Genomic DNA, 26492 nt, shown 5'->3' with positions numbered 1-26492 from the left:
CGATCATATAGACCCCCGAAGCCGACCGGATGACGACGCGGAGCCCTGAATGACCTATCTCGAGTTCGAAAAGCCTCTTGCCGACCTGGAGGGCAAGGCCGAAGAGCTGCGCGCGCTGGCCCGCAAGGGCGAAGGTGTCGATCTTGAGAAGGAGGCCGCCGCGCTGGACGAAAAGGCCGCCGACCTTCTGCGTGACCTTTACAAGCAGCTTGATCCCTGGCGGAAGACCCAGGTCGCGCGCCACCCTGAGCGCCCGCATTGCAGCGAATACATCGCGCGGCTCTTTTCGGAATACACGCCCTTGGCCGGGGACCGCGCCTTTGGCGAGGATCATGCCGTCATGGGCGGGCTTGCGCGATTCCGTGACCAGCCCTGCGTGGTCATCGGCCATGAAAAGGGCAACGATACCCGCACCCGCCTTGAACACAATTTCGGCATGGCCCGGCCCGAGGGCTATCGCAAGGCGATCCGCCTGATGGATCTTGCCGACCGCTTCCGCCTGCCGGTCATCACGCTGGTCGACACGCCCGGCGCCTATCCCGGCAAGGGCGCCGAAGAGCGGGGCCAGTCCGAAGCCATCGCGCGCTCGACCGAGAAATGCCTGCAGATCGGCGTGCCGATCGTCTCGGTCGTCATCGGTGAGGGCGGATCGGGCGGAGCGGTCGCATTCGCCACCGCGAACCGCATCGCCATGCTGGAACACTCGATCTATTCGGTGATCTCGCCCGAAGGCTGCGCCTCGATCCTGTGGAAGGATGCCGAGAAGATGCGCGAGGCGGCGCACGCGCTGAAGCTGACCGCGCAGGATCTGAAGAAGCTGGACGTGATCGACCGCATCATCCCCGAGCCGCTGGGCGGTGCGCAACGCGCCCCCGCCGATGCGATCGCCGCCGTCGGCGATGCCGTGTCCGAGATGCTGGCCGAGTTCGAGGGCAAGAAACCCGCCGAGATCATCAAGGACCGGCGCCAGAAATTCCTGAACATGGGGTCCAAGGCCCTGGCCTGACCGCCTGCCGCCAGCTTGGGCCGTGGGTATTTGAAAAACGGTGAAACGCGCAGGTCCGGCCCCGGTGGCCGGACCTGCGCTTTTTTCAGCCGCGGGCGGCGCGAATCGAATCTTCCAGGATGTTCAGCGCCTCGTCGAAGACGGCGTCGGGAATGGTCAGCGGCGCGAGAAAACGGATCACGTTGCCGTGGACGCCGCAGGTCAGCAGGATCAGGTTGCGCGCCAATGCTTCTTCGCGCACGCGGTTGGCCATGTCCGGGCTGGGCCGGCTGCTGCCGGCGACGTTGAATTCGACCGCATTCATGAAGCCGGGGCCGCGGATGTCGACGATTTCGGGCACGTCGTCGCGCAGGCTGGACAGGCGCTGCTTCAGGCGCTGGCCCAGCCGAGTCGCGCGGTCGCAAAGGCCTTCGTCCGCGATCACGTCAAGGACGGCATGGGCCGCTGCCACCGCAAGCGGGTTTCCGGCATAGGTCCCGCCAAGGCCACCCGGAGCGGGACTGTCCATGACCTCGGCCCGGCCGGTGACCGCGCTGATCGGAAGCCCGCCGCCCAGCCCCTTGGCCATTGTCGTGATATCCGCGGCGACTCCGTGATGTTCCATCGCGAAAAGCTTGCCGGTCCGGGCGAAACCGGTCTGCACCTCGTCCGCGATCAGCAGCATCGAATACTGGTCGCAGATCTCGCGCAGGCGTTGCAGGAAGCCCGAGGGCGCCTCGTAGAAGCCGCCTTCGCCCTGCACCGGCTCGACGATGATCGCGGCGACGCGGGCGGGGTCGATGTCGGATTTGAACAGCCGGTCCAGCGCCGCCAGTGCCTCGTCCTGGGTGACGCCGTGCAGGTCGTTCGGAAAGGGAAGGTGCCAGATGTCGTTCATCATCGGCCCGAAGCCCGCCTTGTAGGGCTGGACCTTGCCGGTCAGCGACATGCCAAGGAAGGTGCGCCCGTGGAAGGCGCCGGAAAAGGCGACGATGCCCGCCCGGCCGGTATGATGGCGCGCGATCTTGACCGCGTTTTCGACCGCCTCGGCCCCGGTTGTGTAGAAAGCGGTCTTCTTGGGCCAGTCGCCCGGCACCGCCGCGTTCAGCCGCTCGGCCAGCGCGACATAGCTTTCATAAGGCACGACCTGGTGGCAGGTATGGGTGAAGCGGTCGAGCTGCTCCTTGACCGCCGCGATCACGCGCGGATGGCGATGCCCGGTATTGACCACGGCGATGCCCGCCGCAAAGTCGATATAGCGGTTGCCGTCCTTGTCCCAGATCTCGGCATTCTCGGCGCGATCGGCATAGATCTGCGTCGTCATGCCGACCCCGCGCGAGATTGCGGCATTCTTGCGGTCCGTCAGGCTGGTCATTTGACCCTCTCTTGAAACGATTCGGAGGGATGCTATATCCGGGCGGCGCGCCGGAACAGCACGGCTTGCGTTTCTGGCCCGACCCGGCCAGCCTTCATGGAGACGTGAAAGGCCGCCCCGCAGATGTTTCCGATCCGTGACCACAACCCGTCCGAGCATCCGGCCCATGTCCGCAATGCGCTGATCATCCTGAACCTTGTCATGTTCCTGCTGACCGCACCCTGGCTGGGCGGGATGTCCGGGCTTTGGGACCGGCTTGCACTTTACCCGGCGGCGGTTTCGCAAGGGTTCTGGATGTGGGGACTGATCACGCACATGTTCCTGCATGCCGGGATCATGCATATCGCGGGGAACATGCTGTTCCTGTGGGTCTTTGGCGACAATCTGGAAGACCAGATGGGTCCGGTCGGATTCCTGGTCTTTTACCTTGCCTGCGGCCTTGCGGCGGCAGGGGGGCAGGTGCTGGCGGATCCGCAAAGCGCCGTGCCCATGGTCGGGGCTTCGGGCGCGATCGCGGGGGTGATGGGGGGCTATCTTCTGCTGTTCCCGCGCGCCCGCGTCGATGTGATCGCGATCATCATCATCTTCTTCAAGCGCTTCACCATCCCGGCCTGGGTGCTGCTGCTGGCGTGGTTCGGCCTGCAACTGGTGTCGGGCGCGCTGCTGCAGCAAGAGGACGGCGTCGCCTATATCGCCCATGCCGCGGGTTTCATCGCGGGAGTCCTGCTGACGCTGCCGGTTTTTCTGCGCCGGGGCGGACCTGCCTTCTGGGGGGCGACGCGCGGGCGGCCGCCGCATCAGGCGGCCAGCTATGCGCCCTCACGCATCCCCGAGGTCAGGCGCTAGCGTCCCCCTGCTCATGTGGCGCTTGCCCGCGAACCCCTGGGCCCGGCTGACCTGAAAGCCCGCAGCGGCCAAGGCGCGCCGGACATGGCCGGCAGCGGTATAGGTCGCGAAACTGCCCCCCGGAGCGGTATGCAGCGCCACCTGCCGCATCAGGTCCTCTCCCCAAAGCTCGGGGTTCTTGGCGGGAGAGAAGCCGTCCAGGAACCAGGCATCCGCCCTGCCCGTCCAGGCGGGAAGCGCCGTGCGGGCATCGCCCTCGATGATCTCGGCCTCGACCTGGCCCACGCTAAAGCGGCGGCGGGGCCAGCCGTCGCGCAACTGCGCAGACAGCGCCGCAAGTTCGGGAAAGGCGGAATGGGCCCGCGCCAGCTCCTGGGGGTCCATTGGAAACGCCTCGAAACTGGTGAAGCGAACAGGATCGGTCGCCACCTGCGCCAGCGCCAGCAGGTTCAGTCCGGTGCCGAATCCCAGTTCGGCAACATGAAAGCCGGGGACCAGCCTGCCGGGCAGATCGTTTCCCGCCAGAAAGACATGGCGCGTCTCGTCCAACCCGCCATTCAGGCTGAAATAGGGATCGTCGAAGCGGCGAGAAACAGGGATCGCGCCGTCGCGCCAATCAAGGTCGGCACTGCTCTGGTCGGGATCGTTCATCCGCGCTAACTCCTTTACCGGGGCAGATGCTACATGGGGTATCCGGATGGCAAGCGCAAAACTGACCGTCGCGGGGGCGGGCGTCTTCGGGCTGGCCTGCGCGTGGGAACTGCTGCGCCGCGGCCAGCCGGTGCAGGTGTTCGAGGCGGTGCGGATCGGCGCCGGCGCCTCGGGCGGGCATGTCGGCGCACTGGCACCCCATGCCCCCGAAAACTGGAACGACAAGAAGCAGACCCAGCTTGAGGCCCTGATCGCCGCCAGCGATTGGTGGGCCGAGGTCGCCGCGGCGGGTGGAACAGATCCCGGCTATGCCCGGACGGGGCGCATCCAGCCCGTTCCCCCCGGTGCCGAAGAGCGGATGCGCGACCGGATCGAGGCGGCGCGCGCCCATTGGCCCGGTTGGGCGGGGATGGAGCTGACCGACCTGCCACAGGTGGGACTGGTGCCTGTCTCGGCCACGGGGTTGTGGCTGGTGGACCGGCTGACCGCGCGGATCAGCCCGCGTCGCGCCGGAGAGGCGTTGGCCGCAGCCATCCGCGCCAAAGGCGGCGAGATTGTCGAGGGAACCCCCGCCCCCGATCGTCCCGCGATCTGGGCAACCGGCGTCGCAGGGCTGCAACCCTTTGGCGGGAACGGCGTCAAGGGCCAGTCGGCGCTGCTGGCGCTTGACATGGCCGACCAGCCGCAGGTCTTTGCCGACAGTCTGCATATCGTTCCGCATGCGGACGGGACCGTCGCCGTCGGCTCGACCTCGGAACGCGATGCGACGGATACGGGAACGGACGCGCAGCTTGACGCGCTGATCGACAAGGCACGGGCGCTGTGCCCCGCCCTTGCCGATGCGCCGGTCGTCGATCGCTGGGCGGGCATTCGGCCCCGCGCCAAGTCCCGCGCCCCGATCGTCGGCCCCTGGCCGGGACGTCCCGGCCATTATGTGGCGAACGGGGGATTCAAGATCGGCCTTGCCATGGCCCCCTCGGCGGCCGGGATGCTGGCGGATCTGATCCTTGATGGGTACGACCGGATTCCCGAAGGATTTCGCCCGCCCGAGCCTATGGCAGCGGACTGACCCCGATCAGCAACGGATGCAGATGCAGCAGCGCCGCCCAGATGAACGGCACCGCGACGATGCGCTGCCACCCGGTCCGGATCGCGATGCCCTTTCTTAGACCGATGGACAGCCCGAACAGGGCATAGGCCAGCAGCAGGCCGAACAGCACGGCATGGGCAAGATCGCCATTGGCCAGAAGATGCGTTCCGGCCCACAGCGTCAGCCCCGCCATCAACCCGGCCATTCCGCCAAGGCAGGTCGCCGCGATCGCGACAGGCATCGCGATATTGACCAGCCAGCGCATCCAGAGCTGCTGCGGCCACAGTTCGACAAAGGGGGCGCGACCGGCGGCCAGGATCAGCCAGTAAAGCAGCGCCAGCGACAGCAGGCTGTAGCCGACCAGATAGGTCCGGCGCCCCAGTCGCGCGATCAAGGGCGCACGAAAGCGCATCGGGATCACATGCGATCCAAGAAAGACCGCCAGGGCCAATGCGAATTCTGTCCAATCCATGCCCGCGACCCTAGCCTTGGGCCTGCGCTGCGGCAATGCGCGTTGACGCCGCAGATGCCTGCGCCATGATGGTGGCAAAAGAGGATGCCCATGACCCGCCTTCAGACCGCTTTCGACGCCATCGACAAGGCCAATTCCGCCGATCCGACCCTGACAACCGACGGCCAGCCCGAGGCGCTGCTATACGGCCGCCGGATGAGCGCCGAACAAGAGGCTTTGTATCCCGCGGCCTCGGAACCGCTGCGCATCGCCTGCCGCGGCCAGCATATCGAGCGCTGGTCCCTGCCGCGCAGCGATTACCCGATGGACAGGCCCGGCTATCTGGCCTGGCGCACCGAACAGGGCCGCCGCCATGCCGCGCGCGTCGCAGGCATCATGCGCGAGGCGGGCTATGGTGCCGATGACATCGCCCATGTCGAACGGATGCTGACCAAGCAGGGGATCAAGCGCGATGACGAGGTTCAGGCGATGGAGGACGTCGCCTGCTTCACCTTCATCCGCTGGTATCTTGGCCCCTTTGCCGAAGGGCGCGATCCCGCGGAATTGCAGCGGATCGTCGAAAAGACGGCGCGAAAGATGTCAGCCACGGCGCGCGCGCTGGCGCTGACGGCCTTCGCCATCCCCGAGCCCTTCGCCGCCGCCTTCCGTGCCTGAGGTCCTGATCGTCGCCCACGGCCAGCCGGGCGATCCCGGCCCGCAACAGGCGGCGGTCGAGGATCTGGCGGCCAAAGTCGCGGCCCGGCTTTCCGGGATCCGCGTCCGGGGCGCGACACTTGCCATGCCCGGCGCGCTGGACGTGGCCAGAAACGACCATCTCGTCTATCCCATGTTCATGGCCGAGGGCTGGTTCACGCGCAGCGAACTGCCGCGCAGGCTGGCGCTTTGCGGCGCGGATCAGGCCCGGATCCTGCCCCCGTTCGGCAGCGATCCCGGCCTGCCCGACCTGTGTCTTGGCATGCTCGCCGCCGCCGCGTCGGATCAGGGCTGGTCCCTGCCGCGAACCCATGTGCTGATCGCGGCGCATGGATCGGGCCGTTCGCGCGCACCCGCCTCGGCCGCGCAGGCGATGGCCGGGGCGCTGGCACCACATTGCGCCCGCACCTCTTGCGGCTTCATCGAGGAGGCGCCGTTCCTGGCCGATGCCGCGCGCGACCTGCCCGCGCAAAGTCTTTGCCTGCCACTTTTCGCGACCCGCGCCGAACATGTGACGGACGACCTGCCCGCCGCTCTGGCCAAGGCGGGCTTTGCGGGACGCGTGCTGCAGCCGGTGGGCATGTCGCCCACCGTTCCGGCGATGATCGCGAAAACCGTCAGCGCGGCGCTTGGCGATCCCGAATGCGATGTTGAGACACGGCCCCATCGGGACTAGGCTGGGTCGAAGTTCCGCCGTTACGCAACCCTGATGAAAGGTTAGCCCATGATCGCGAGCTCTCGTCGACATATCCTGAAACTGGCGCTACTTGCCGGAGCCACGCCGATGCTGGGCGGGTTCGCGCGCCGGGCGCTCGCGGGCGACCGGCCCTATGCCCCCGCCACCTCGGACTGGCGGCAATTCCAGACCCGCACCGTGATCGATCTACCGCAGGGTCAGGGACCGGCGCAGGTCTGGCTGCCGGTTCCGTCTTTGACCACGGATTACCAGCGCAGCCTTGACGACAACTGGACGGGCAACGCCACAGCGGCCCGGCTGGTCACCGATCCGAGCGGCGCGAAATTCCTGCACGCGACCTTCGAGGGCGGCGGCGCGCCGCATCTTGAACTGGTCAGCCGGTTCGAGACCCGAAATCGCACCATCGACTGGTCCAGAAGTTCGGACGTGTCCGAAGATCCCGAAGTACTGCGGGCGGCGCTGAAGGCCTCGACCCAGAAGCCGCTGGACGGGATCGTCGCGCAAACCGCGCAGAAGATCACCGCCGGTGCCACCACGGATGTCGACAAGGTGCGCGCGATCTATGCCTGGATCGTCTCGAACTGCTATCGCAACATGGACACGCCGGGCTGCGGTCCGGGCAACAACGTGGCCACGCTGACCACCGCCGGACTGGGCGGAAAATGCGCCGATCTGAACGGGCTGTTCGTCGGGCTGGCCCGCGCCTCGGGCGTGCCGGCGCGGGACGTGTTCGGGGTCCGCGTCGCGCCCTCGGCCTTCGGCTACAAGCAGCTTGGCGCGAACAGCGACAAGATCACCGGCGCCCAGCATTGCCGGGCCGAGGTCTGGTTGTCCGGTCACGGTTGGGTGGCGATGGACCCCGCCGACGTCCTGAAGGTCATGCGCGCCGAGACCGAGACCTGGATCAAGGATCCCAAGGATCCGCTGGTCGCGCAGGTCGATACGGCGCTGTTCGGCAATTGGGAAGGCAACTGGGTCGCCTATAACACGGCCGAGGATCTGCGCCTGCCCGGCCGCGACGGCATCCTGCCCTTCATGATGTATCCGCAGGCCACGATCGGCGACAAGGTGGTGGACGAACTGGACGCGAAGTCCTTCGTCTATGAAATCACCGCGGTCGAAGCCTGACCCGAATCCGGGAAGCCCCGACCGGGGCTTCCCCATTCTCACCCCTCAGCGGCAATTGCCGGGATTGACCCCGACGCCGCGCAGGCCCCAATCCGTCATCTGCGCCAGCAGTTGCTGGCCCGCCGCATCGAAAGCCGGGATCAGGTCGTCCGTGCGGGTCGATGGCGACGGGGCCGAGGCGCTGAACTGCCCCCGCGCCACGACCGTCGCGCTCATCTCGTTGACGAGCTGGGCATTGACCGACAGCTTGACGATGGCGCCCTTGCCCGAGACCTCGGCGTTGAAATCGTTGATCTCGCTGATCAGGGCATAATCCCCGGCCGCACCCAGCGGCGCGCGCCCGACATGGGTGAAGACGTCATAGGTGCCAAAGCCGCGGACCAGCAGGTTCTGCAGCGTGACCGGGACGGTGTCGCCCCATTGGGCATCCGGCAGATATTGCGTCTGCAGGGCCGAGGGTCGGATCATGATCCGTTCGGTGTTCAGGGTCCCACGGGCCTTCGGCTCCTCGATCACCAGTTCGGCGATCCTGCCGCGGCCGCAGGTTTTCGACGCGTCCGACAGCGGGCGCAGCTCGAAAACGTCGCGGTTCGGTCCCCCGGACAGGGCCGAGATCGCAGCGCATCCCGGCAACAGCATCACCGCGGCCAGCAGGGTCAGGGTCGTCAGGCGGGTCATGGCACCTCTCAGCGGCGGAATTCGGGCGTCTTGGGCCCGGTGATGATCTGCGCCGGGTTGCGGCGCAGGGCGGTCACAAGCTGGTTCACATTGCGGACCAGATCGCGCAATTCGGTCGTCATGCGCGAGATCTGCGGCAGCGCGTCACGGGTGAAACTCTGGACCGGCGCGCGCGCCCCGTCCAGCATTGTGCGCAGGCTGGCAAAGGCGCCATCGGCACTGTCGGCGGCATCGCGCAGCTTCGCGGTGATGGCGGGAATGTCCTCGGTCACGCGCTCCATCGTCTCGTTGAAGCGGGCCAGCGTGGCGCGCAGGTCGGCCGCAACTGGCCCGACCTCAGAGTTGATGATGCGGTCGGCGCCGTCAAAGGCGCGCTCGGCCGATGCAAGGGTGCGCCCGCCGACATCCAGCGCCGCGTCCAGCTTGTCCAGCGTCTGCCCGCTTCGCTCGCCCAGACGCGCCACGTCTGCCTGCAGGGTGGCGGCCGTCTGGTCCAGCCGCTGCGTCAGGCCGCGCAGATCGCCCGAGACATAGCCGCGGACCTCGTCCAGTGCCGCGGTGCCCGCGTCAAGCGCGCGATCGGCCTTGTCCGCGCTTTGGTTGAAGCGGGCAAAGGCGTCATCGGCGTTCCCCAGCGTTTTCTCGGCGGCCTCGCCCAGACTGTCCAGCCGGTTCCCGAAGGCGGAAATGTCGCTGGCCGCCGCAGCGATGGAATCGGTGGCCTTGGTCACATCGGACAGCGCGCGGTCCAGATTGGAACTGGAGCGTTCGACATTATCCAGGATGCTGCGCACCCTGTCCTGATTGTCCTGGCCCAGCAGGTGGGTCATCTGCTCGGCCACGGTGTTCAACCGCGAGATCATCTCGGGGCCCTGATCGCTCAGCGTCTGAAGGGCCGAACGGTTCGCAAGGATCACCGGAACCTCGTCAGGATTGACCTCGCGCAGCAGCGGCGCATCGGGACTGCCCGAGGTGATCGCCACGTTCGTCACCCCGGTTACGCCCTGGATCTCGATCGAGGCGCGGGAATTGGTGCGGATCGGCGTGTCCTCGGCCACCTCGACACGCACGCGAACGGCACCGTTCACATCCTGGGACAGGCGCATCTCGACGACCTTTCCGACGGAAAGGCCCGCGAACGTCACCTCGGACGACACGCCCAGGCCCGATACCTCGGGGAAATAGACGTCGTAATAGGCGAACTGGCGATTCAGCTCCAGCTTGGCAAACCACATCGTAAACGCCAGCAGGCCCAGGAAACCCGCCAGCGTAAAGGCACCGATCAGGACGAAATTGGCCTTGGTTTCCATCCTGTCTACTCCTTGTCGGCTACGGCGGCACGGGCACGGGGGCCGTGGAAATATTCGTGGACCCAAGGATGCTGGACATCCAGCATCTCGGCCATCGTTCCGGTGGTCAGCACCTTCTTCTCAGCCAGGACCGCGATGCGATCGCAACAGGCGTGAAGCGTATCAAGGTCATGGGTGACCAGAAACACCGACAGGTTCAACGCATCCCGCAGTGCAACGATCAGCCGGTCGAAGGCATCGGCGCCGATCGGGTCCAGCCCGGCGGTCGGTTCGTCCAGAAAGACGATCTCGGGGTCAAGCGCCAGCGCGCGCGCAAGTCCCGCACGCTTTTTCATTCCGCCCGACAGGTCAGCCGGATACTTGGCATTCGCACTCCAGGGCAGGCCCGCCATCGACACCTTCAACTGCGCCAAAGCCTGCCGCTGGGCATCGTCCAGGCCGGGGACCGCGCGCAGCGGCACCTCGACATTTTCCTGCACCGTCAGGGCCGAGAACAGCGCGCCGTCCTGAAACATGACGCCCCAGCGCCGCTCCAACGCTTCACGCGCGGGTCCGCTGAGTTGGCGGACATCCTGTCCCAGCACGCTGACGGTTCCGGCTGCGGGACGGATCAGCCCGACGATGGTGCGCAACAGGACCGATTTTCCGGTCCCCGATCCGCCGACCACGCCCAGGATCTCGCCCCGGCGAAGGTCCAGGTCCAGCGCCTCATGCACCACATGATCGCCGAACTGGGTGCGCAGGCCCCTGACCTCGATGACATTCGCGCTCACAACCCGACCTCGGCAAAGAAGATCGAGAACAGCGCGTCCATGACGATCACCGCGAAGATCGCGTTGACCACCGCCTTCGAGGTCTGGGCGCCCAGCGATTCCGCGTCCTTGCCGACCTTCATTCCCGCGTGGCAGCCGATCACGCCGATCACCAGCGCAAAGACCGGGGCCTTGCTCAACCCGACGATCACATGCTCGACCCCGGTTTCCGAGATCAGGCGATAGCGGAACATCGAAGGCGAGATGCCCAGCTCGATCCAGCACATGATCGCCCCGCCGATCAGGCCCGCGATATTGGCGATCAGGCCCAGGATCGGCAGCGTGATGATCAGCGCCAGCACCCGCGGCAGGATCAGGATCATGTCGGGGTCCATGCCCAGCGTGCGCATGGCGTCGATCTCTTCGCGCATCTTCATTGACCCGATCGAGGCGGTCAGCGCCGATGCGGTTCGCCCCGCAACGATGATCGCGGTCAGCAATATGCCCAGCTCGCGCAGGATCGAGATGGAGATCAGTTCGACCACGAAGATCTCGGCCCCGAACTGGCTGAGCTGCGCCGCGCCCTGAAAGGCCAGCACAACCCCGATCAGAAAGGACATCAGCGCGACGATGGGCACCGCGCGCAAGCCGGTTTCCTGGCAATGATGCACCAGCGAGGTCAGCCGGAAATCCGTCGGATGCAGGATCGCGCGCCCCAGCGCGGCAAGGAAGCGGCCCAGATATTCCGCGATCTCTCGCAAAAAGATCAGCGCACCCACGACGCCGCGGCCGATCCCCTCAAGCAGCGCGTGCCAGCCGCGCGGCGCATTGCGTTCGGCATCCGGCACCGGGCGCGCGGCGGCGACCGTGTCGACCAGCTTCGCCTGCGTCTCGCTGAGCCCCTCGATCGCGATGCCCTGCGCGGCGCAACCGGCAAGGTAATTCGCCCCGGCGGTATCCAGCCGGGTCAGTCCCGACAGGTCGATGCGGCGCAATGCGGGAACCGGCGCCGCAAGCTGGGGCAAGGTCCAGACCGTAAAGGATCCGCCCAGCCGCAGGCTGTCGCCGGAAAGCTCGACGCTAAGGTTCTGGTCCTGCGAAAGATCGTTCATGGCAATCCCGGACGCGAGGGGACGAGTGCGATTCATCGGGCGATTGTCGCGCAATGTCAAACCCCTGCGCGGCCATCCTCGGGCATCCGACGTGTGGTCCGGGCATAGGACAGGCCCCGCATCATCCGCACCGGCTCAGTCCTGACCAGCCGCAGGACATGGGCCATGTAGGGTTGCGACAGGTCATCTTCGCGCAGCGCGGCATACAGGCGACGCAGCATGCCGTCCGGTCCAAGCGGCAGCAGCGCCAGTTCGGGATTGCCGGCCTGCGCGCGCAGCACCCAGTCGGGCATCACCGCGACCCCCCGCCCCGAAGCGATCAGCATCAGCGCGACGGCGGTCTGTTCGACCTGCCGGTGATGCGCGGGCGTTACCCCCGCCGGGTCCAGGAATTGCGAGAAAACGTCCAGCCGTGCGCGATCCATCGGATAGGTGATCAGCGTCTCTCCCGCCAGATCGGCGGGATCGGCATAGCCCTTGGCGACCAGAGGATGGTTCGCGGGCACCACCATCGTCGGCGCATAGTCGAAAAGCGGCTGATAGGTGACGCCCGGCATTTCCTCGGGATCGGACGAGATCACCAGATCCACCTGCCCCCGCACCAGCGCGGGCAGCGCCTTCAGTGCCAGGCTGGTGCGGATGTCCAGATCGACCTCGGGCCAGGCGCGGCGGAACTGGTCCAGCACGGGAAGCAGCCAGTCGAAGCAGTGGTGACACTCCATCGCGACATGCAACCGTCCGGCGCGGCCCAACTCAACCGCGCGAAACTCGGCCTCGGCGGAATCGATCAGCGGCAGCACCTGCTCGGCCGTGCGCAAAAGCCGCATCCCGGCAGCGGACAGGCGCAGGGGCTTGGTCTTGCGCAGGAACAGCTCGACCCCCGCCTGTTCCTCCAGCGCCTTGATCTGGTGGGACAGCGCCGATTGGGTCAGGTTCAGGATCTCGGCCGCGCGGGCCAGGCCGCCCTGTTCATGAATGGCGCGCAGGCTGCGAAGGTGGCGAAGCTCAAGGTGCATCTTGAATGAAACTCATCACGATCTTGAGGATTATGAATTTGTCTCACGTCCCGTGTCATGTCACAAGCCCCGACAGAAAAGGACACCGTCATGATCACCCCAGCCGTCAGCTTCGAATTCTTCCCCCCGCGGAATCTGGACCAGTCGTTCAGGCTGTGGGACACGGCCCGCGCGCTTGCGCCACTGGGCCCGGATTTCGTCTCGGTGACCTATGGCGCGGGCGGCACCACCCGCCAGCTGACGCACGAGGCGGTGACCGCCCTTGCCAGCCATTACGGCCTGAACGTCGCGGCCCACCTGACCTGCGTCGACGCGACCCGCGAAGAAACGTTGCGGATCGTCGCGGATTATGCGGCCGCCGGTGTTCATGAGATCGTGGCCCTGCGCGGCGACGCGCCCCAGGGTCAGGCCCGCTTCACACCCCATGAGGACGGTTTCGCGAATTCGGTCGAGCTGATCGAGGCGATCGCCGCGCGCGGCGACATGACCATCCGCTGCGGCGCCTATCCCGAACCGCATCCCGACAGCCCCGACACCCTCGCCGACGTGGCCTGGCTGAAGCGCAAGTCCGATGCCGGGGCCAGCAGCGCGATCACGCAGTTCTTCTTCGATGCGGACACGTTCTTCCGTTTCCGTGACCAGTGCGAGCGCGCGGGCGTGACGGCCGCCATCATTCCCGGCATCCTGCCGATCCAAAGCTGGGCCGGGGCACGTCGTTTTGCCGAACGCTGCGGTACCTCGGTCCCGGCATGGGCCGAAGAGGCCTTTGCCCAAGCCGGGAAAGAGGGCGAAGCGCGCCTTGCCCTGGATGTCTGCGTGCGGCTGTGCGAGCAACTGGTCGAAGGCGGCGTCGACAAGCTGCATTTCTATACGCTGAACAAGCCCGAGCTGGTGCTGAAGGTCTGTGGCGCACTTGGTCTGACGCCGCGGGGGGAATTGCCCCACGTCGCCTGACGCTGAGCGGCTCGCGCCCTCAGGCGGTCGCCGAGTTGTCGGTTCCGCCCCGCGACGGCCACGGGCGCAGGCGCCGGGACGAGGGTTCCGGCACGGCCCCGGCCAGGTTGCCGCCAAGTTCGGCCGGGCCGGAATAGGGCTGCGGAACCGAATGGTGGATCGTCTCGGTCCCGTCCAGCCCCGCGCGTCGCGGCGCGCGCATCAGGAATGCCTTGCCCCAGCTGTGCCATGACCCAAGCTGCGGCGCGTCCACGTCGCAGGGATGGTGTCGCCGCCAACCGTCCGGCAGGGGAAGCCCTGCCTCCTCGGCCCGCGACATCAGCCAGACCAGCGGCAGATTCGCCAGCGGGCGGGCAAATTCATGGCCGCCCAACTGCCCGCCGATATCCGCGTGACAGCCGCGGAACCACGCCTGTTCGGCCCTTTGGCCGGCCCCGCCCCACAGGATCGGTGCAAAGGCAAGTCGCGTCTCGTCCAGCGCCAGGGCATGAACGCCCTGCTGCACATTGCCGGCAAGACACCCCTTGGCATAGTCGAAGCCCGGCTCGGATACTGTCCAGAGAAAGGGCAGACGCACCCCCAGCGACATCACCGTGTCAAGAAGACCGACCATGCGGATCGGCACCTCGGGATGACAAAGGCCCGGTCCTGGTACCGCCCCACGACCGTGGCGGTACAGATCCCAGACCGCGCCGATATTCGTGTCGCTGGCATGTTCAGGCTTCAGCAGGCCAAGGCGCTCGATCATGTCGGCCAGCGCACAGACCCCGATGCCACCACGGGAATAGCCGAAGAAATACAGCGGGTTCCCCGGCCGCCAATGCCGGGCGAGCCAAGCATATGCGGCATGAATATTTTGGTCCAGAGACTGCCCGCTGACCAGTTGCGGCAGGGTGCGCCACGCCGCCCATTGCTGGCCGGGAGCATAGTGAAGCTGAACCCGCGCCGGGACCGCGCCCTGTTCGCCCGACAACATCGCATGGATGCGCGCAATCGAGGACTTCCTGCCCTCGGTGAGAGAGGCGAAGGTGCCGTCCATCAGCACCACCTGGCAGATTGATGCGCAATCGTGGTCCATGGCCGGACGCTAGCATGGAAATACGACGCGAAAATTGCGGGATTACAAAACTGTCCTAACAGACAGGTGCTGCATCTGCCCAAAGCCGTTGAAGCGGGTATTGGTGACGGTGGAATACGCACCTGCCCCGTGAAAGACCAGATAATCACCCTCTGCCACGTCCTCGGGCAGGGGCAATTCACCCGGCAGGCGATCGATCGAGTCGCAGGTGGGTCCAAAGACCGTTCGGGGCCGCAGCGCCCCCATGCGGCGTTCGCCGGTGGGGGTCAGCAGGTCCAGACGCGTCAGGTTGCCCATCACCGGCAGTTCGGACAGCCCGCCATAGGTGCCGTCATTCAGGAAGATGTCGCCGCCGTCACGTACGGCCTTGATGCGGGTGATCAGCGAAAACGCATCCGCGCAAAGCCCGCGTCCCGGCTCGCAGACAAGTTGGGGCGGATCGGAGCCGAAGGCGGCGGCCGTGGCCCCCGCAATCGCGTGAAAGATCGCCGTCAGGTCCGGCGCCCGCCCAGTGCGATGCGAGGGATAGCCTCCGCCCAGATTCAGCCGCCGCGCCCTGACCCCGGCTTCGCGACAGATTACGGCGGCGGCGCGGATCCCGGCCTCCCACGCGCGGGGGTCGCTGCATTGAGTCCCGGGATGAAAGGTCAGCGACGGGACATACCCCCGTCCGGCGATCTGGCGCAGCAATTCCGCCGTGACTTCGGGCGAAGCGCCAAATTTCGAGTTGAAGTCATAGGCCGCGCCCGGAAGCTGCGCCTTGAAGCGGGCGGAAATCTCGCATCCCTCAGCGGGCACGCGGTCGAAAAGCTTGTGCAGTTCCGTCAGGCTGTCCACCGACCAGCAGCGCACCCCCGCCCCGACGGCATGGGCGATGTCCATCTGCGACCGAACGGGATTGTGGTAATGCCGCGCCGCCTGGGGAGACAGCCGGCCGATCAGGTCGATCTCGTAGGGAGAGGCGACGTCGAAGCCCCTGATCCCTGCGGCGATCAGCGTGCGGATGACGGCCTCGTCCGGGTTAGCCTTGACGGCATAGGTGACCATGCCCGGAAACCCCTTCAGGAAGCGTCTTGCGACCCGGCGCAGCCGCGCCGCATCAAAGACCATGACCGGATTTTCGGGGGCCAGGACACGGATGATCTGGGCCGGGTTTTCCCACGCGGCCTTGGGTCCGTTGCGCTCAGTCAGTCCCATTGGCAAGTCCTTCCACTTGGCATCGGGCGCGGCAGCAGGGTCATCATGCACCCTGCCTCGTTCGATTTGACCAATGAAAAGGGTGCAATCGGGCACCAGATCGGTTAAATCGACGAAGAATGAAGCAATATGACAGGACTGGATTTGGACGAGCTTGACCGGGGCATTCTGGCCCATCTTGCGCAGGATGCGCGGCAATCGGTGGCGGTACTGGCGCGGCGCCTGAAAGTCGCGCGGTCGACCGTGCAGGCCCGGCTGGAACGGCTGGAAACCTCGGGCGCGATTGCCGGCTATACGCTGCGACTTGGCGATGCCGCGCGCGAAAACCGGATCCGTGCGACCTGCCTTTTGACGATCGAGCCGCGCTCGCAAGGCGCGATCCTGACCCGGTTGCGCAGCCTGCCCGAGGTCGAGCGCGTCCACACCACCAGCGGACGCGTCGATCTTTTGCTGCAACTTGCCGCCACTTCGACCAGCCAGCTTGACGATGTGCTGGATCAGATCGGCAGTCTGACGGGCGTCAGGTCAAGCGAAAGTCTGATCCACCTGTCGACCAAGCTGGACCGCGCGACCTAGGGTTGGGCGGGGCGCAGCAGCGTGATGACGGTATCGCCATATTTGCGCTGGTCGATCCGTTCCAGCCCCTCGACCGGCGGAGGGGGCGCGGCTTCTTCCCAGACGACCATGCCAGAGGGCGCGATCCACCCACCGGCCAATGCGGTGGCCAGCGCCCTTTCCCCCAGCCCCTTGCCATAGGGCGGATCCAGAAAGACCAGATCGAAGCCGGGGCTGCGATTGATGCCAAGGTCGGTGGCATCGCGCCGCCAGACATCGGTGACACCCATGGCGCGGGCCTTTTCGATGTTTTCGCGCAATAGCGCACGGGCCGTGACCCCGTCATCGACGAAGGCGACGCGGGCGGCACCGCGCGACAGCGCCTCAAGCCCCAGTGCGCCTGTGCCCGCGAACAGGTCAAGCACCCGCGCGCCGGGGATCGGATTGCCATGCGTGCCGTTGACCAGCAGGTTGAAGATCGACTCGCGCACCCGATCGGTGGTCGGACGCAGATGCGCGGCGCGGTCTCCCTCGCCCACATCGGCCAGCTTCAGCCCGCGAAGATTGCCCCCGATGATCCGCATCACATCAGCGCCTTCAGATCGGAGGCTTCGGCCACGGCCTCGGGCGTGGGGGATCTGCCGCTCTCGATCAGGCGCTTGCCGATCATATAGGCGCGGGCGTCGTTCAGGGCATCGACAGCGATCAGCCGGCCGTCCCGGAAATACCAGACCGAGCCGCCATGCGCCCCCGCGCCCGGCCGCGTCACTACCCGGTCGAACCCGCTGTTCAGCCCGGCGATCTGCAACTTGGCGTCGAACTGGTCGGACCAGAACCATGGCTTCGGGACATAATCCGCCCCCACGCCCAGGATGTTCGCGGCGACAGCCTCGGCCATGTCGATGGCGTTCCCGACACTTTCCAGCCGCATCCGGCCCTCCGGGACCGGAAAGCTGGCGCAATCGCCCGCCGCCCAGATCGCCGGGTCCGAGGTCCGGCCCTGCGCATCGGTGGCGATGCCGTTGTCCAGGACCAGCCCGGCCGCTTCGGCCAACGCGGTTTCCGGCGCGATCCCGATGCCGCAGATGACCAGATCGGCGGGAAGGTGGCGGCCATCGGCCAGCATCACGCCATCCGCCTGCGCCTCACCCGTGATGCGTGCGATCGCAGTGCCTTCGACGATCTCGACGCCATGCGCATGGTGCAGGTCGCGGATCATCGTGGCGGTCTCTGGGGCGGCGACGCGGCCCAGGATGCGAGGTGCGGCCTCGACCAGAGTGACCTCCAACCCCAGTTTGCGGGCGACGGCGGCCGCCTCAAGCCCGATATAGCCGCCGCCGACGACCACAAGCCGGCGACCGGGCAAGAGAGCTGGCTTTACCGCGGCGATGTCGGCCAGGTTCCTGACGACATGGACGCCCGGCAGGCTGCCCCCCAGTGCGTCGGGCAGGCGACGCGGGCTTGCGCCCAGCGTCAGCGCCAGCGCGTCATAGGGGTATTCGCCACGGTCGGTCAGCACGGCTCGGCGGTCGCGGTCGATCGCCGTCGCGCGTTCGTCCAGACGCAGGGTGATGCCCTGTTCGTCCCACCATTCGGAACCGCGCAGCGTCAGGCGGTCCAGCCCCATGTCGCCCAGCAGATAGGCCTTGGACAGCGGCGGGCGCTGATAGGGTGGCGCGGCTTCGTCCCCGATTACGGTGATCTGGCCCTGATGCCCCAGCGCCCGCAATTTCGCCGCCATCGAGGCAGCCGCCTGCCCCGCACCAAGGATCACGATGTTCATTCTTTACCTTACTGGTTTGCCCGAGGCGCAGAGCCTATAGTCCGGCCCGCATCGATGCAATTCATGGAGAATGCGCATGTCCATTTCGCAAGGCGACAAGCTGCCTGCCGGGAAACTGTTCAAACTTGGCGAAAGCGGCCCGGCCGAGGTCGACATCGCCGAACTGTCGCAAGGTCGCGTCGCGATCTTCGCCGTGCCCGGCGCCTTCACGCCCACCTGCTCGAACAGCCACATGCCGAGCTTCGTGAAGAACGCGGACAAGTTCCGCGCAAAAGGCGTCTCGCGCGTTGTCTGCGTGACCGTCAACGACCCCTTCGTCGCGGGAGCATGGTCCAAGGCCACCGGCGCCGCCGATGCCGGGATCGAGGTTCTGGCCGATGCCGATGGCAGCTATACCAAGGCGCTTGGCCTGAACATCGAAGGCGCAGGCTGGGTCAACGGCCGCTCGAAGCGCTATGCGATGCTGGTCGATGGCGGAGTCGTGACCCAGCTTCAGGTCGAGGAAGCCGCGGGCGCCTGCACGATCTCGTCGGGCGATTCGCTGCTGGACCTCGTCTGAGGCGCAATGCTGAAAAAGCCGGTGAACTCCTGCGCGGCGGCCGGATCGCCGTGCAGGGCAATGCGCCCCGCCGCGGCCAGCGCGGCTGGCGGGGGGCCATAGATGGCGGCGGCCAGTGCGTTTCCGTTGCCGACCAGCACGAAATCCCCCTTGGGTTCGCGCACGGCCCGGACCTGCGGAAGTCCCTGCGCGGAAATCGTGACCTCGAATCCCTCGCTGCCCGACAGGAACCCCGCGCGCAGCGGTGATCCCGCTGCCCGACGGGCATCCACCGTGGCCGAGATCGAGATCATCAGCGCCGAGATGCTGATGAACTTCTTCGGATCATGCCCCGGCAGCAGCAGCGCCCAGCGGCAAAGTTCGGTCAGCATCGGGTGCAGCGCACGGCCAAGCTCGGTCAGGCTGTAAATTCCCAGCACAGCGTCATGGTGCACAATACCGGTCTGGGTCATCTGCCCCAGCCTTTGCGTCAGGACGCTGGCGGTGATCCCCGGCATTCCCGCCCGGATCATCTGGAAGCGCTTGGGCGCGAACATCAATTCGCGCACGACCAGCAGCGCCCATCGGTCGCCGATGAAATTCAGCGCGTGGGCACCAAGGCACCCTTCGTCATAGCGGGTTCGCGGAGTCTGGCCTGTCTCGATCATGTTTTCATATTAACAGTTGCTTTTTACTACTTCAAGTGCCAGCCTGCGACTCGGGCGGCGTTTCCCGCGCCGCGAAAAGGAGGATGACGCATGACGTATTACTCTGGATTTCTTCTGGCCGTGCCGACTGCGAACAAGCAGAAATATGTGGATCACGCCGCAATGGCCTGGCCCTATTTCAAGAAGGCGGGCGCAGTCCGCATGGTCGAGAACTGGGGCGTCGATGTCCCGCATGGCAAGGTCACGGACTTCCACATGGCCACCAAGGCCAAAGAGGACGAGACGGTCCTGTTCTCGTGGATCGAATGGCCCGACAAGGCCACCGCCGACACCGCCTATGAAAAGATGATGTCCGACCCCGAAATGGAAAAGATGGGCGAAATGCCCTTCGACGGGATGCGGATGATGTGGGGCGGGTTCGAACCCGTCTTCGACGGCAACTGAGGACCGGATCATGTATCACGGCAAACCCTGCTGGTTCGAGCTGTCCACCGACAAGGGCGCCCTGCCCCAGGCCGATCAGTTCTATGGCAAGCTGTTCGGCTGGAGCATCGCCGACGCCGGCATGGACGGCTTTACCTATCATCTGGCCAGCCACGGCGGCGACATGGTCGCCGGGCTGGCCGAAATGCCGGACGACTGCGCCGGAACTCCGCCTTTCTGGATGGTCTATTTCGACGTGGACGATGCCGACGCCGCCGCGGCCAAGGTCAAGACGCTGGGCGGCACTGTCTTTCGCGAACCTGCCGACATTCCGGGGACCGGGCGCTTCGCCATCCTGTCGGATCCGCAGGGGGCGGCCTTCGGCGTGCTTCAGCCCCTGCCGATGGAACCCCAGCCCCCGGTGGAATCCGGTGCCTGGAACCAAAGAAAGGAAAGCCACGGCAACTGGATCGAACTGATGTCGACCGACCCAAAGGCCGCGCTGGATTTCTATGCCGAACTGTTCGGCTGGACCCGCTCGACCGCCGTCGACATGGGAGAGATGGGCACCTATCAGCTCTTCTCGTGGAACGGGGCCGATATCGGCGGGATGATGGGCCTGGGCAATTCGCCCGTGCCGTGCTGGCTGCCCTATTTCGGGGTGAACGGCGTCGATTCCGCGATTACGCGAGCAACCGGTGGCGGGGCCACGCTGATGCATGGCCCGGTCGAGGTTCCGGGCGGTGCCTTCATCGCCTTCTTCCGCGACGCCCAAGGGGCCCATTTCTCGGTCGTCGGCCCGAAAGAGGATGTCTGATGATCCGCGCGACCATTATCGCCGCCCTGCTCTGCGCCACGCCCGCCATGGCGCAGGACATCAAGCCGTCGGACGTGCCGCATGGGCAAAAGGATTACCATGCCGCCGCGGCCGGCACCTATAACCTGGACCACTACCACACCGGGGTCATCGCCCGCGTCCAGCACCTGGGCTTTTCCTACAGTGTCTTCCGCTTCGACAAGGTCAGCGGCGTGCTGGAATGGAATCCCGACGATCCCGGTTCCAGCAAGCTGACCGCGCAGGTCGAGATCGCCTCGATCTCGACCCCGGTCGAGGGTTTTGCCGAAATCCTGACCGGCAAGGACTATCTGAATGGTGCGGCAAACCCGACTGCCAGCTTCGTCTCGGACAGCTTCACTGCGGACAGCAATACCGCCGGGACCGTATCCGGCCAACTGACACTGATGGGCAAGACCCACCCCGCCACCTTCCGGGTCGAGCTTGTCGGCGCGGGCAAGGGCTATACCGGGGACGAAAACGGCAATCCCGTGATCCGCGACCTGATCGGCCTGCGTGCCGAGACGCAGATTGACCCGCAGGCTTACGGCCTGAACGCATTTTTCACCGAGCCGATCCCGATCTCGATCGACGCGGAATTCGCCCGAAAGGAGTGAGACGATGACTGTTGTAATCACCACCTTCGACTGGGTGCCTGACATGGCCCGCGGCTTTGTCCGCGACCTGCGCATCCGTTGGGCCTGCGAGGAAGCGGGCCTGCCCTATCAGGTCGAGACGACCAGCGTGCGTGAAAGGACTCCCGCGCATTATGCGCGCCAGCCCTTTGGTCAGGTGCCGATCCTGCGCGACGGGGAACTGTCGCTGTTCGAAAGCGGTGCGATACTTCTGTATCTTGGCGAGGGACAGGACAGCCTGCTGCCCCGCGATCCGCAGGCACGGGCCCAGACCCAGCAATGGCTGATCGCGGCGCTGAACAGTCTTGAGCCCGTGGTGATGGCCCTGGCGCTGGCGCGCGTCTTCGACCGGAATGCGGTGGCAGAGGAACTGGCGCTGCCGCGCGTGCATGAACGCCTGCGACAGCTTGAACCGGTTCTGGCGGATCGGGACTTCATCGCGGCGGGCCAATTCACCATCGCCGATATCCTAATGACCGATGTCCTGCGCAATGTCGAAAGCCTGGGCGAACTTGCGGCCCATCCGGTGCTGGCCGAGTATCTGGCGCGGATGATCGCGCGACCCGCCTTCCAGCGGGCCCATGCCGCGCAGCTTGAACATTTCGCCGAGGCCGCGTGATGCTGACCATCTATGGCCACCCGCTCTCATCCTATACCCAGAAGGTGCTGGTCGCGCTGTATGAAACCGGCGCGCCCTTCACCTTCCACCAGATCGACCTTGGTCAGGAAGAGGATCGCGCCCTGATGGCCGGGATCGAGCCGATGGGCCTGATGCCGGGGTTGAAGGACCATGCGCGCGGGGTCATCCTGTCGCAATCCTCGGTGATGATCGAATATGTGGACCGGCATTATCCGGGCAAGGTGCGGATGCTGCCGGCGGACCCCGACGCCGCGCTGTCGGCGCGGCAATGGGACCGGTTCTTCGACTTTCAGGTCATGCAGGTGATGCAGACCATCGTCAGCGCGCGCCTGTTCATGGGCGAGGGCGTCGAAGAACCGGTCGGTCGCTTCGTGCACGACCGACTTGAGCGTGCCTATGTCGCGCTGGACCATCACCTCAAGGGCCGGGAATGGGCGGCCGGTGATTTCGGTCTGGCCGATTGCGCGGCGGCACCTGCGCTGTTCTACGCGGGGATGATCCACCCCTTCGCGGGCCATCCCGCCCTTGCCGCCTATTTCGAGCGGCTGCTCGCGCGGCCCTCATTCCAGCGCGCCCGCACCGAGGCGGTGCCCTGGCTGCAATATTTCCCCTTCCCCGAGCTGGTTCCGCAACGGTTCAGGGCCTAGCGCCTCTTGGCCTTTTGTCCGTGTTTCGCTATCCCCTTGACGATCAAAGGGGTGACGAGATGGCCATGGAAAAGAACTTCGACGCGAGCACGGCCGAGGCGCGGATCGCGGGTGAATGGGCGGCGAGCGATGCTTTCGCCGCCGGAGCCAATGCGAAACCGGGGGCGGACAGCTTTTCGGTCGTGATCCCGCCGCCCAACGTGACCGGCAGTCTGCATATCGGTCACGCGCTGAACAACACGCTGCAGGACATCCTGGTGCGCTGGCACCGGATGCGCGGCTTCGACACGCTGTGGCAGCCGGGCCAGGACCATGCGGGGATCGCCACCCAGATGGTCGTCGAGCGCCAGATGGCCCAGCGTCAGGAACCGAACCGCCGCGAGATCGGGCGCGAGGCCTTTCTGCAGAAGGTCTGGGCCTGGAAACAGGAATCCGGCGATACGATCATCGGGCAGTTGAAGCGTCTTGGCGCCTCCTGCGACTGGTCGCGCAACGCCTTTACCATGTCGGGCGCCCCCGGTGCCCCCAAGGGTCAGGAAGGCAACTTCCACGACGCCGTCATCAAGGTCTTCGTCGAGATGCACGACAAGGGCCTGATCTATCGCGGCAAGCGGCTGGTGAACTGGGATCCCCATTTCGAAACCGCGATCAGCGATCTTGAAGTCGAGAACCGCGAGGTTCCCGGCCATATGTGGCACTTCAAATATCCGCTGGCCGGTGGCGAAACCTATGAATATGTCGAGCGGGACGAGGACGGGACCGTCATCCTGCGCGAGACGCGCAACTATATCAGCATCGCCACCACGCGCCCCGAAACCATGCTGGGCGATGGCGCGGTCGCGGTTCACCCCGACGATGCCCGCTATGCCCCGATCGTCGGCAAGCTGGTCGAGATCCCCGTTGGGCCGAAGCACCTGCGCCGCCTGATCCCGATCATCACCGACGAATATCCGGACCCGGATTTCGGCTCGGGCGCCGTCAAGATCACCGGCGCGCATGACTTCAACGACTATGGCGTCGCCACCCGCAACGACATCCCGCTTTACGCGCTGATGGACGGCAAGGGCGCGATGCGCCAGGACGGCCTCAGCTATGCCGAAAGCGCCGGGATCGCGTCCCGAGCGGCGCGCGGCGAGGATGTCGGCGACGTCTCGAACGTGAACCTCGTCCCTGATGACCTGCGCGGGTTGGACCGGTTCGAGGCCCGCAAGGCGGTGATCGAGCAGATCAACGCAGAGGGTCTGGCCGTCACCTATCTGCACAAGGAAATCGACAAGGAAACCGGGGCCGAGCATCTGGAACGCCGCCCGCTGGTCGAAGCAAAGCCGATCATGCAGCCCTTCGGCGACCGCTCGGGCGTGGTGATCGAGCCGATGCTGACCGACCAGTGGTTCGTCGATACCGCCAAGATCGTGGGGCCCGCGCTGGAAGCCGTGCGTTCGGGCGCGACGAAGATCCTGCCCGAGCAGCATGAAAAGGTCTATTTCCATTGGCTTGAGAATATCGAGCCCTGGACCATCAGTCGTCAGCTGTGGTGGGGCCACCAGATCCCGGTTTGGTATGGGCTGGACATGGGCCGCGAAGGCCAGGTCGATGACGACAATGACGGCGCGCTGGACGATGTCGAGATCTTCGCCCTGCTGGAGGAAGGCCTTGTCCACCGTGACGAGATCCACCATGCCGCCGCGCATTTCTCCGAGGTGGTCGAGAAGTTCCGCGACAGCATCGCGGGCCTACCCCAGCCGCTGGAAATCGCCCGCGTGATCGAGGTTGCCGACCGCGAGGCAGCAATCGACGCCTTTTCGCAGGGTCTGGCCGATTACAACCTGACGCAGGATCCGACCAGGCTGGTCTATCCGGTCTGGCGCGATCCCGACGTGCTGGATACCTGGTTCTCGTCCGGCCTGTGGCCGATCGGAACGCTGGGCTGGCCTGAACAGACGCCGGAACTGTCGCGCTATTTCCCGACCAGCACGCTGATCACCGGCTTCGACATCATCTTCTTCTGGGTCGCCCGGATGATGATGATGCAACTGGCCGTCGTCGGCGACGTCCCCTTCCGCACCGTCTATGTGCATGGGCTGGTGCGCGACGAGAAGGGCGCGAAGATGTCGAAGTCGAAAGGCAACGTGATCGACCCGCTGACGCTGATCGACGAATATGGCGCGGATGCGCTGCGCTTTACCCTGACCAGCATGGCGGCAATGGGCCGCGATCCGAAGCTGGGGCCGAAGCATGTCGAGGCGAACCGCAACTTCGTCACCAAGATCTGGAACGCGACCCGCTTTGCCGAGATGAACGGCGTGCGTGGCGGTGGCGCGCGCCCCGAGCCCACGCATGTCGTGAACCGCTGGATCATCGGCGAGGTCGCCCGCATCCGCATCGCGACCGACGAGGCGCTGGCCAGCTATCGTTTCAACGATGCGGCGACCGGGCTTTACGCCTTTGTCTGGGGCAAGGTCTGCGACTGGTATGTCGAATTCTCGAAACCGCTGTTCGATGGCGAATATCGGGACGAGACGCTGGCGACGATGGGCTGGGTTCTGGACCAGTGCTACACCATGCTGCATCCGATCATGCCGTTCCTGACCGAAGAGCTTTGGGCGCTGACCGGAGATCGTCCGAAGATGCTGGTCCACGGCGACTGGCCGGAATTCGGTGCAGAGCTGATCGACGCCGATGCCGATCGCCAGATGAACTGGGTGATCCAGCTGATCGAGAATATCCGTTCCGCCCGCGCGCAGATCGGCGTGCCGGCCGGGGCGCGCCCCGACCTGATCGTGACCGAAGCGGACGAGGCCGCACGCGAAGCCCTGGCCGCGAACGGTCCGCTGATTGAGCGGCTGGCGCGCGTCAATCCGCCCGCTGCCGGCAAGATGGGTCCGGGCATGATCTCGGTCGCCGCGCTGGGAGCAAGCTTTGCCCTGCCAGTGGGCGAGATGATCGACGTGAAGGCCGAAACCGCCCGGCTGGAGAAATCCGCGGCCAAGACCGAAAAGGACGCGGCCGGACTGCGCGGGCGGCTTTCGAACCCGAAATTCGTCGAACATGCCGAGCCCGAGGTGATCGAGGAAACCCGCGACAAACTGGCCGCGCTTGAAGACGACGTGGCCCGCATCCGTGCGGCGCTGGCGCAGTTGGCGGCCATGTGACCTGCCCCCGCGCCGCCCCGGTGGCGCGGCCAAGATGGGTATTTGAAAAACGGTGAAGGCCGGGCGTCCGCAGGAATGCCCGGCTTTTTTCTGCCTGCGTTCAGTTCGTGAAGGCGTCGATCAGGTTCATGACAGCCAGCACCTTCCGGGTGCCGCTGTCGACGCGATAGATGCGGTCGTCGTCACGATAGTAATCCCAGCCCCGCCGCTGCTCGAGGTCATAGCGGTGCGGATCGCGGATCACGACATAATCGCCGATGCGCAAGGTGTCCCCGACGCGGTTCCCGTATTTCCGGGCCTGGCCGGGCGGTATGCAGGGCGGGTTCTTCTTGGCGAGTCCCGGCGGGCAGTCGGCGACGTAATTGCTTCGCCCGTGATAGTCGCCGTGCTTGCCCTGATCGTGGCCATAGCGCGCGTGCTTTTTGCCATTCCCGTTGCCATGGCCTTTCCCATTGCCGGGATCGGCCATCGCGGGCGCCGCGCCAAGAGTGGCAAGCACCAATCCCGCGGCGGCCAATCTGGATGCGAGCTTCATTGTCCTGCTCCTGAACCTTCTTGATCCAGGATAACGCGCAATGGCCG

General features: G+C 65.8%; 29 protein-coding genes. 15 read left to right on the top strand and 14 right to left on the bottom strand.

All coding sequences use genetic code 11. The features are described 5' to 3' along the window. Positions 1–49 precede the first annotated feature (49 nt). Complete coding sequence (locus tag ACO2Q4_RS01365) at positions 50–1006, top strand: acetyl-CoA carboxylase carboxyltransferase subunit alpha (protein WP_423316794.1); 957 nt, start codon at positions 50–52, stop codon at positions 1004–1006. 85 nt (positions 1007–1091) lie between these two features. Here the strand turns inward: ACO2Q4_RS01365 and ACO2Q4_RS01360 are convergent, their stop codons facing one another. Beyond that, on the bottom strand, positions 1092–2360 hold the full coding sequence (locus ACO2Q4_RS01360; protein ID WP_311760328.1) for a 4-aminobutyrate--2-oxoglutarate transaminase: 1269 nt from the start codon (positions 2358–2360) through the stop codon (positions 1092–1094). A gap of 123 nt (positions 2361–2483) precedes the next feature. Between ACO2Q4_RS01360 and ACO2Q4_RS01355 the strand changes: the two genes are divergently transcribed. Next, positions 2484–3206 (top strand): rhomboid family intramembrane serine protease, encoded by a 723-nt coding sequence (locus ACO2Q4_RS01355; RefSeq protein WP_423316792.1) that lies wholly within the window; start codon positions 2484–2486, stop codon positions 3204–3206. On the opposite strand, the gene mnmD is transcribed toward ACO2Q4_RS01355, so the two are convergent. After that, positions 3180–3857 (bottom strand): tRNA (5-methylaminomethyl-2-thiouridine)(34)-methyltransferase MnmD, encoded by a 678-nt coding sequence (gene mnmD / locus ACO2Q4_RS01350; RefSeq protein WP_423316790.1) that lies wholly within the window; start codon positions 3855–3857, stop codon positions 3180–3182. The genes ACO2Q4_RS01355 and mnmD overlap by 27 nt on opposite strands. Positions 3858–3903: 46 nt before the next feature. Here mnmD and ACO2Q4_RS01345 point away from each other — a divergent pair, with 46 nt between their 5' ends. After that, complete coding sequence (locus ACO2Q4_RS01345; protein WP_423316788.1) at positions 3904–4926, top strand: NAD(P)/FAD-dependent oxidoreductase; 1023 nt, start codon at positions 3904–3906, stop codon at positions 4924–4926. On the opposite strand, the gene ACO2Q4_RS01340 is transcribed toward ACO2Q4_RS01345, so the two are convergent. Then, the gene (locus ACO2Q4_RS01340; RefSeq protein ID WP_423316786.1) at positions 4910–5419 is read right to left on the bottom strand and encodes an NnrU family protein; all 510 of its coding nucleotides are present in this window, start codon (positions 5417–5419) and stop codon (positions 4910–4912) included. The genes ACO2Q4_RS01345 and ACO2Q4_RS01340 overlap by 17 nt on opposite strands. Positions 5420–5509: 90 nt before the next feature. Here ACO2Q4_RS01340 and ACO2Q4_RS01335 point away from each other — a divergent pair, with 90 nt between their 5' ends. From ACO2Q4_RS01335 to ACO2Q4_RS01325, 3 genes are read left to right on the top strand one after another with little or no spacing between them, the layout of a single operon-like run. Beyond that, a complete protein-coding gene (locus ACO2Q4_RS01335) occupies positions 5510–6073 on the top strand; it encodes a DUF4202 domain-containing protein (protein ID WP_423316784.1) in 564 nt (187 codons plus the stop codon). After that, entirely contained in the window at positions 6066–6788 is a 723-nt protein-coding gene (locus ACO2Q4_RS01330; RefSeq protein WP_395134497.1) for a sirohydrochlorin chelatase, read from the top strand. Before ACO2Q4_RS01335 ends, ACO2Q4_RS01330 begins: the two co-directional genes overlap by 8 nt. Before the next feature lie 48 nt (positions 6789–6836). Then, positions 6837–7937, top strand: coding sequence for a transglutaminase-like domain-containing protein (locus tag ACO2Q4_RS01325; protein ID WP_423316781.1), 1101 nt, complete (start codon positions 6837–6839; stop codon positions 7935–7937). 45 nt (positions 7938–7982) lie between these two features. On the opposite strand, the gene ACO2Q4_RS01320 is transcribed toward ACO2Q4_RS01325, so the two are convergent. From ACO2Q4_RS01320 to ACO2Q4_RS01300, 5 genes are read right to left on the bottom strand one after another with little or no spacing between them, the layout of a single operon-like run. Next, on the bottom strand, positions 7983–8615 hold the full coding sequence (locus tag ACO2Q4_RS01320) for an ABC-type transport auxiliary lipoprotein family protein (RefSeq protein ID WP_311760320.1): 633 nt from the start codon (positions 8613–8615) through the stop codon (positions 7983–7985). Positions 8616–8623: 8 nt separating this feature from the next. Next, the gene (locus ACO2Q4_RS01315) at positions 8624–9925 is read right to left on the bottom strand and encodes an MlaD family protein (RefSeq protein WP_423316779.1); all 1302 of its coding nucleotides are present in this window, start codon (positions 9923–9925) and stop codon (positions 8624–8626) included. A gap of 5 nt (positions 9926–9930) precedes the next feature. Then, the gene (locus tag ACO2Q4_RS01310) at positions 9931–10698 is read right to left on the bottom strand and encodes an ABC transporter ATP-binding protein (RefSeq protein ID WP_311760318.1); all 768 of its coding nucleotides are present in this window, start codon (positions 10696–10698) and stop codon (positions 9931–9933) included. After that, positions 10695–11789, bottom strand: a complete 1095-nt coding sequence (locus ACO2Q4_RS01305; protein WP_311760317.1) for an ABC transporter permease — start codon at positions 11787–11789, stop codon at positions 10695–10697. The genes ACO2Q4_RS01310 and ACO2Q4_RS01305 overlap by 4 nt, the downstream gene beginning before the upstream one ends. 56 nt (positions 11790–11845) lie before the next feature. Then, entirely contained in the window at positions 11846–12805 is a 960-nt protein-coding gene (locus tag ACO2Q4_RS01300; RefSeq protein WP_311760316.1) for a LysR family transcriptional regulator, read from the bottom strand. 90 nt (positions 12806–12895) lie between these two features. Here ACO2Q4_RS01300 and metF point away from each other — a divergent pair, with 90 nt between their 5' ends. Then, positions 12896–13759 (top strand): methylenetetrahydrofolate reductase [NAD(P)H], encoded by an 864-nt coding sequence (metF, locus tag ACO2Q4_RS01295; RefSeq protein WP_311760315.1) that lies wholly within the window; start codon positions 12896–12898, stop codon positions 13757–13759. A 19-nt stretch (positions 13760–13778) separates the two neighbouring features. Here metF and ACO2Q4_RS01290 read toward each other — a convergent pair whose 3' ends face one another. Together ACO2Q4_RS01290 and ACO2Q4_RS01285 are read right to left on the bottom strand one after the other, a co-directional pair. Continuing rightward, the gene (locus tag ACO2Q4_RS01290) at positions 13779–14798 is read right to left on the bottom strand and encodes a DUF2235 domain-containing protein (RefSeq protein WP_423316775.1); all 1020 of its coding nucleotides are present in this window, start codon (positions 14796–14798) and stop codon (positions 13779–13781) included. An 81-nt stretch (positions 14799–14879) separates the two neighbouring features. Beyond that, positions 14880–16034 (bottom strand): type III PLP-dependent enzyme, encoded by a 1155-nt coding sequence (locus tag ACO2Q4_RS01285; protein WP_423316773.1) that lies wholly within the window; start codon positions 16032–16034, stop codon positions 14880–14882. 144 nt (positions 16035–16178) lie between these two features. Between ACO2Q4_RS01285 and ACO2Q4_RS01280 the strand changes: the two genes are divergently transcribed. Further along, positions 16179–16610: an Lrp/AsnC family transcriptional regulator gene (locus ACO2Q4_RS01280; RefSeq protein WP_311760349.1), complete on the top strand. Its 432-nt coding sequence runs from the start codon at positions 16179–16181 to the stop codon at positions 16608–16610. On the opposite strand, the gene rsmD is transcribed toward ACO2Q4_RS01280, so the two are convergent. Beyond that, entirely contained in the window at positions 16607–17173 is a 567-nt protein-coding gene (gene rsmD, locus ACO2Q4_RS01275; protein ID WP_311760312.1) for a 16S rRNA (guanine(966)-N(2))-methyltransferase RsmD, read from the bottom strand. The two genes, ACO2Q4_RS01280 and rsmD, sit on opposite strands and share 4 nt — an antisense overlap. Beyond that, complete coding sequence (locus ACO2Q4_RS01270; protein WP_423316771.1) at positions 17173–18372, bottom strand: NAD(P)/FAD-dependent oxidoreductase; 1200 nt, start codon at positions 18370–18372, stop codon at positions 17173–17175. Before ACO2Q4_RS01270 ends, rsmD begins: the two co-directional genes overlap by 1 nt. Positions 18373–18448: 76 nt before the next feature. Between ACO2Q4_RS01270 and ACO2Q4_RS01265 the strand changes: the two genes are divergently transcribed. Next, positions 18449–18931 (top strand): peroxiredoxin, encoded by a 483-nt coding sequence (locus tag ACO2Q4_RS01265; protein WP_311760310.1) that lies wholly within the window; start codon positions 18449–18451, stop codon positions 18929–18931. On the opposite strand, the gene ACO2Q4_RS01260 is transcribed toward ACO2Q4_RS01265, so the two are convergent. Then, positions 18865–19578: a winged helix-turn-helix transcriptional regulator gene (locus tag ACO2Q4_RS01260; RefSeq protein WP_423316769.1), complete on the bottom strand. Its 714-nt coding sequence runs from the start codon at positions 19576–19578 to the stop codon at positions 18865–18867. The two genes, ACO2Q4_RS01265 and ACO2Q4_RS01260, sit on opposite strands and share 67 nt — an antisense overlap. A 90-nt stretch (positions 19579–19668) precedes the next feature. Here ACO2Q4_RS01260 and ACO2Q4_RS01255 point away from each other — a divergent pair, with 90 nt between their 5' ends. The 6 genes from ACO2Q4_RS01255 to ACO2Q4_RS01230 are packed head-to-tail and all read left to right on the top strand — an operon-like array spanning position 19669 to position 25910. Continuing rightward, positions 19669–20022, top strand: a complete 354-nt coding sequence (locus tag ACO2Q4_RS01255) for a DUF1428 domain-containing protein (protein ID WP_311760308.1) — start codon at positions 19669–19671, stop codon at positions 20020–20022. A 10-nt stretch (positions 20023–20032) separates the two neighbouring features. Further along, complete coding sequence (locus ACO2Q4_RS01250) at positions 20033–20818, top strand: VOC family protein (protein ID WP_423316767.1); 786 nt, start codon at positions 20033–20035, stop codon at positions 20816–20818. Beyond that, complete coding sequence (locus tag ACO2Q4_RS01245) at positions 20818–21453, top strand: YceI family protein (RefSeq protein WP_423316765.1); 636 nt, start codon at positions 20818–20820, stop codon at positions 21451–21453. Before ACO2Q4_RS01250 ends, ACO2Q4_RS01245 begins: the two co-directional genes overlap by 1 nt. A gap of 4 nt (positions 21454–21457) precedes the next feature. Continuing rightward, positions 21458–22090 (top strand): glutathione S-transferase family protein, encoded by a 633-nt coding sequence (locus ACO2Q4_RS01240; RefSeq protein WP_423316763.1) that lies wholly within the window; start codon positions 21458–21460, stop codon positions 22088–22090. Further along, positions 22090–22758, top strand: coding sequence for a glutathione S-transferase family protein (locus ACO2Q4_RS01235; protein WP_423316761.1), 669 nt, complete (start codon positions 22090–22092; stop codon positions 22756–22758). Before ACO2Q4_RS01240 ends, ACO2Q4_RS01235 begins: the two co-directional genes overlap by 1 nt. A gap of 59 nt (positions 22759–22817) precedes the next feature. Further along, positions 22818–25910: a valine--tRNA ligase gene (locus tag ACO2Q4_RS01230; protein ID WP_423316760.1), complete on the top strand. Its 3093-nt coding sequence runs from the start codon at positions 22818–22820 to the stop codon at positions 25908–25910. A gap of 100 nt (positions 25911–26010) precedes the next feature. Here ACO2Q4_RS01230 and ACO2Q4_RS01225 read toward each other — a convergent pair whose 3' ends face one another. Further along, on the bottom strand, positions 26011–26445 hold the full coding sequence (locus ACO2Q4_RS01225) for a hypothetical protein (RefSeq protein ID WP_423316759.1): 435 nt from the start codon (positions 26443–26445) through the stop codon (positions 26011–26013). Positions 26446–26492: the final 47 nt, after the last annotated feature.

Origin of the sequence: Paracoccus sp. KR1-242 (genome assembly GCF_049446195.1) — a bacterium.
GTDB classification, from domain to species: Bacteria; Pseudomonadota; Alphaproteobacteria; order Rhodobacterales; family Rhodobacteraceae; genus Paracoccus; species Paracoccus broussonetiae.
Note: the sequence above shows the minus strand (reverse complement) of the source record. Positions and strands in the feature narration are given on the sequence as shown.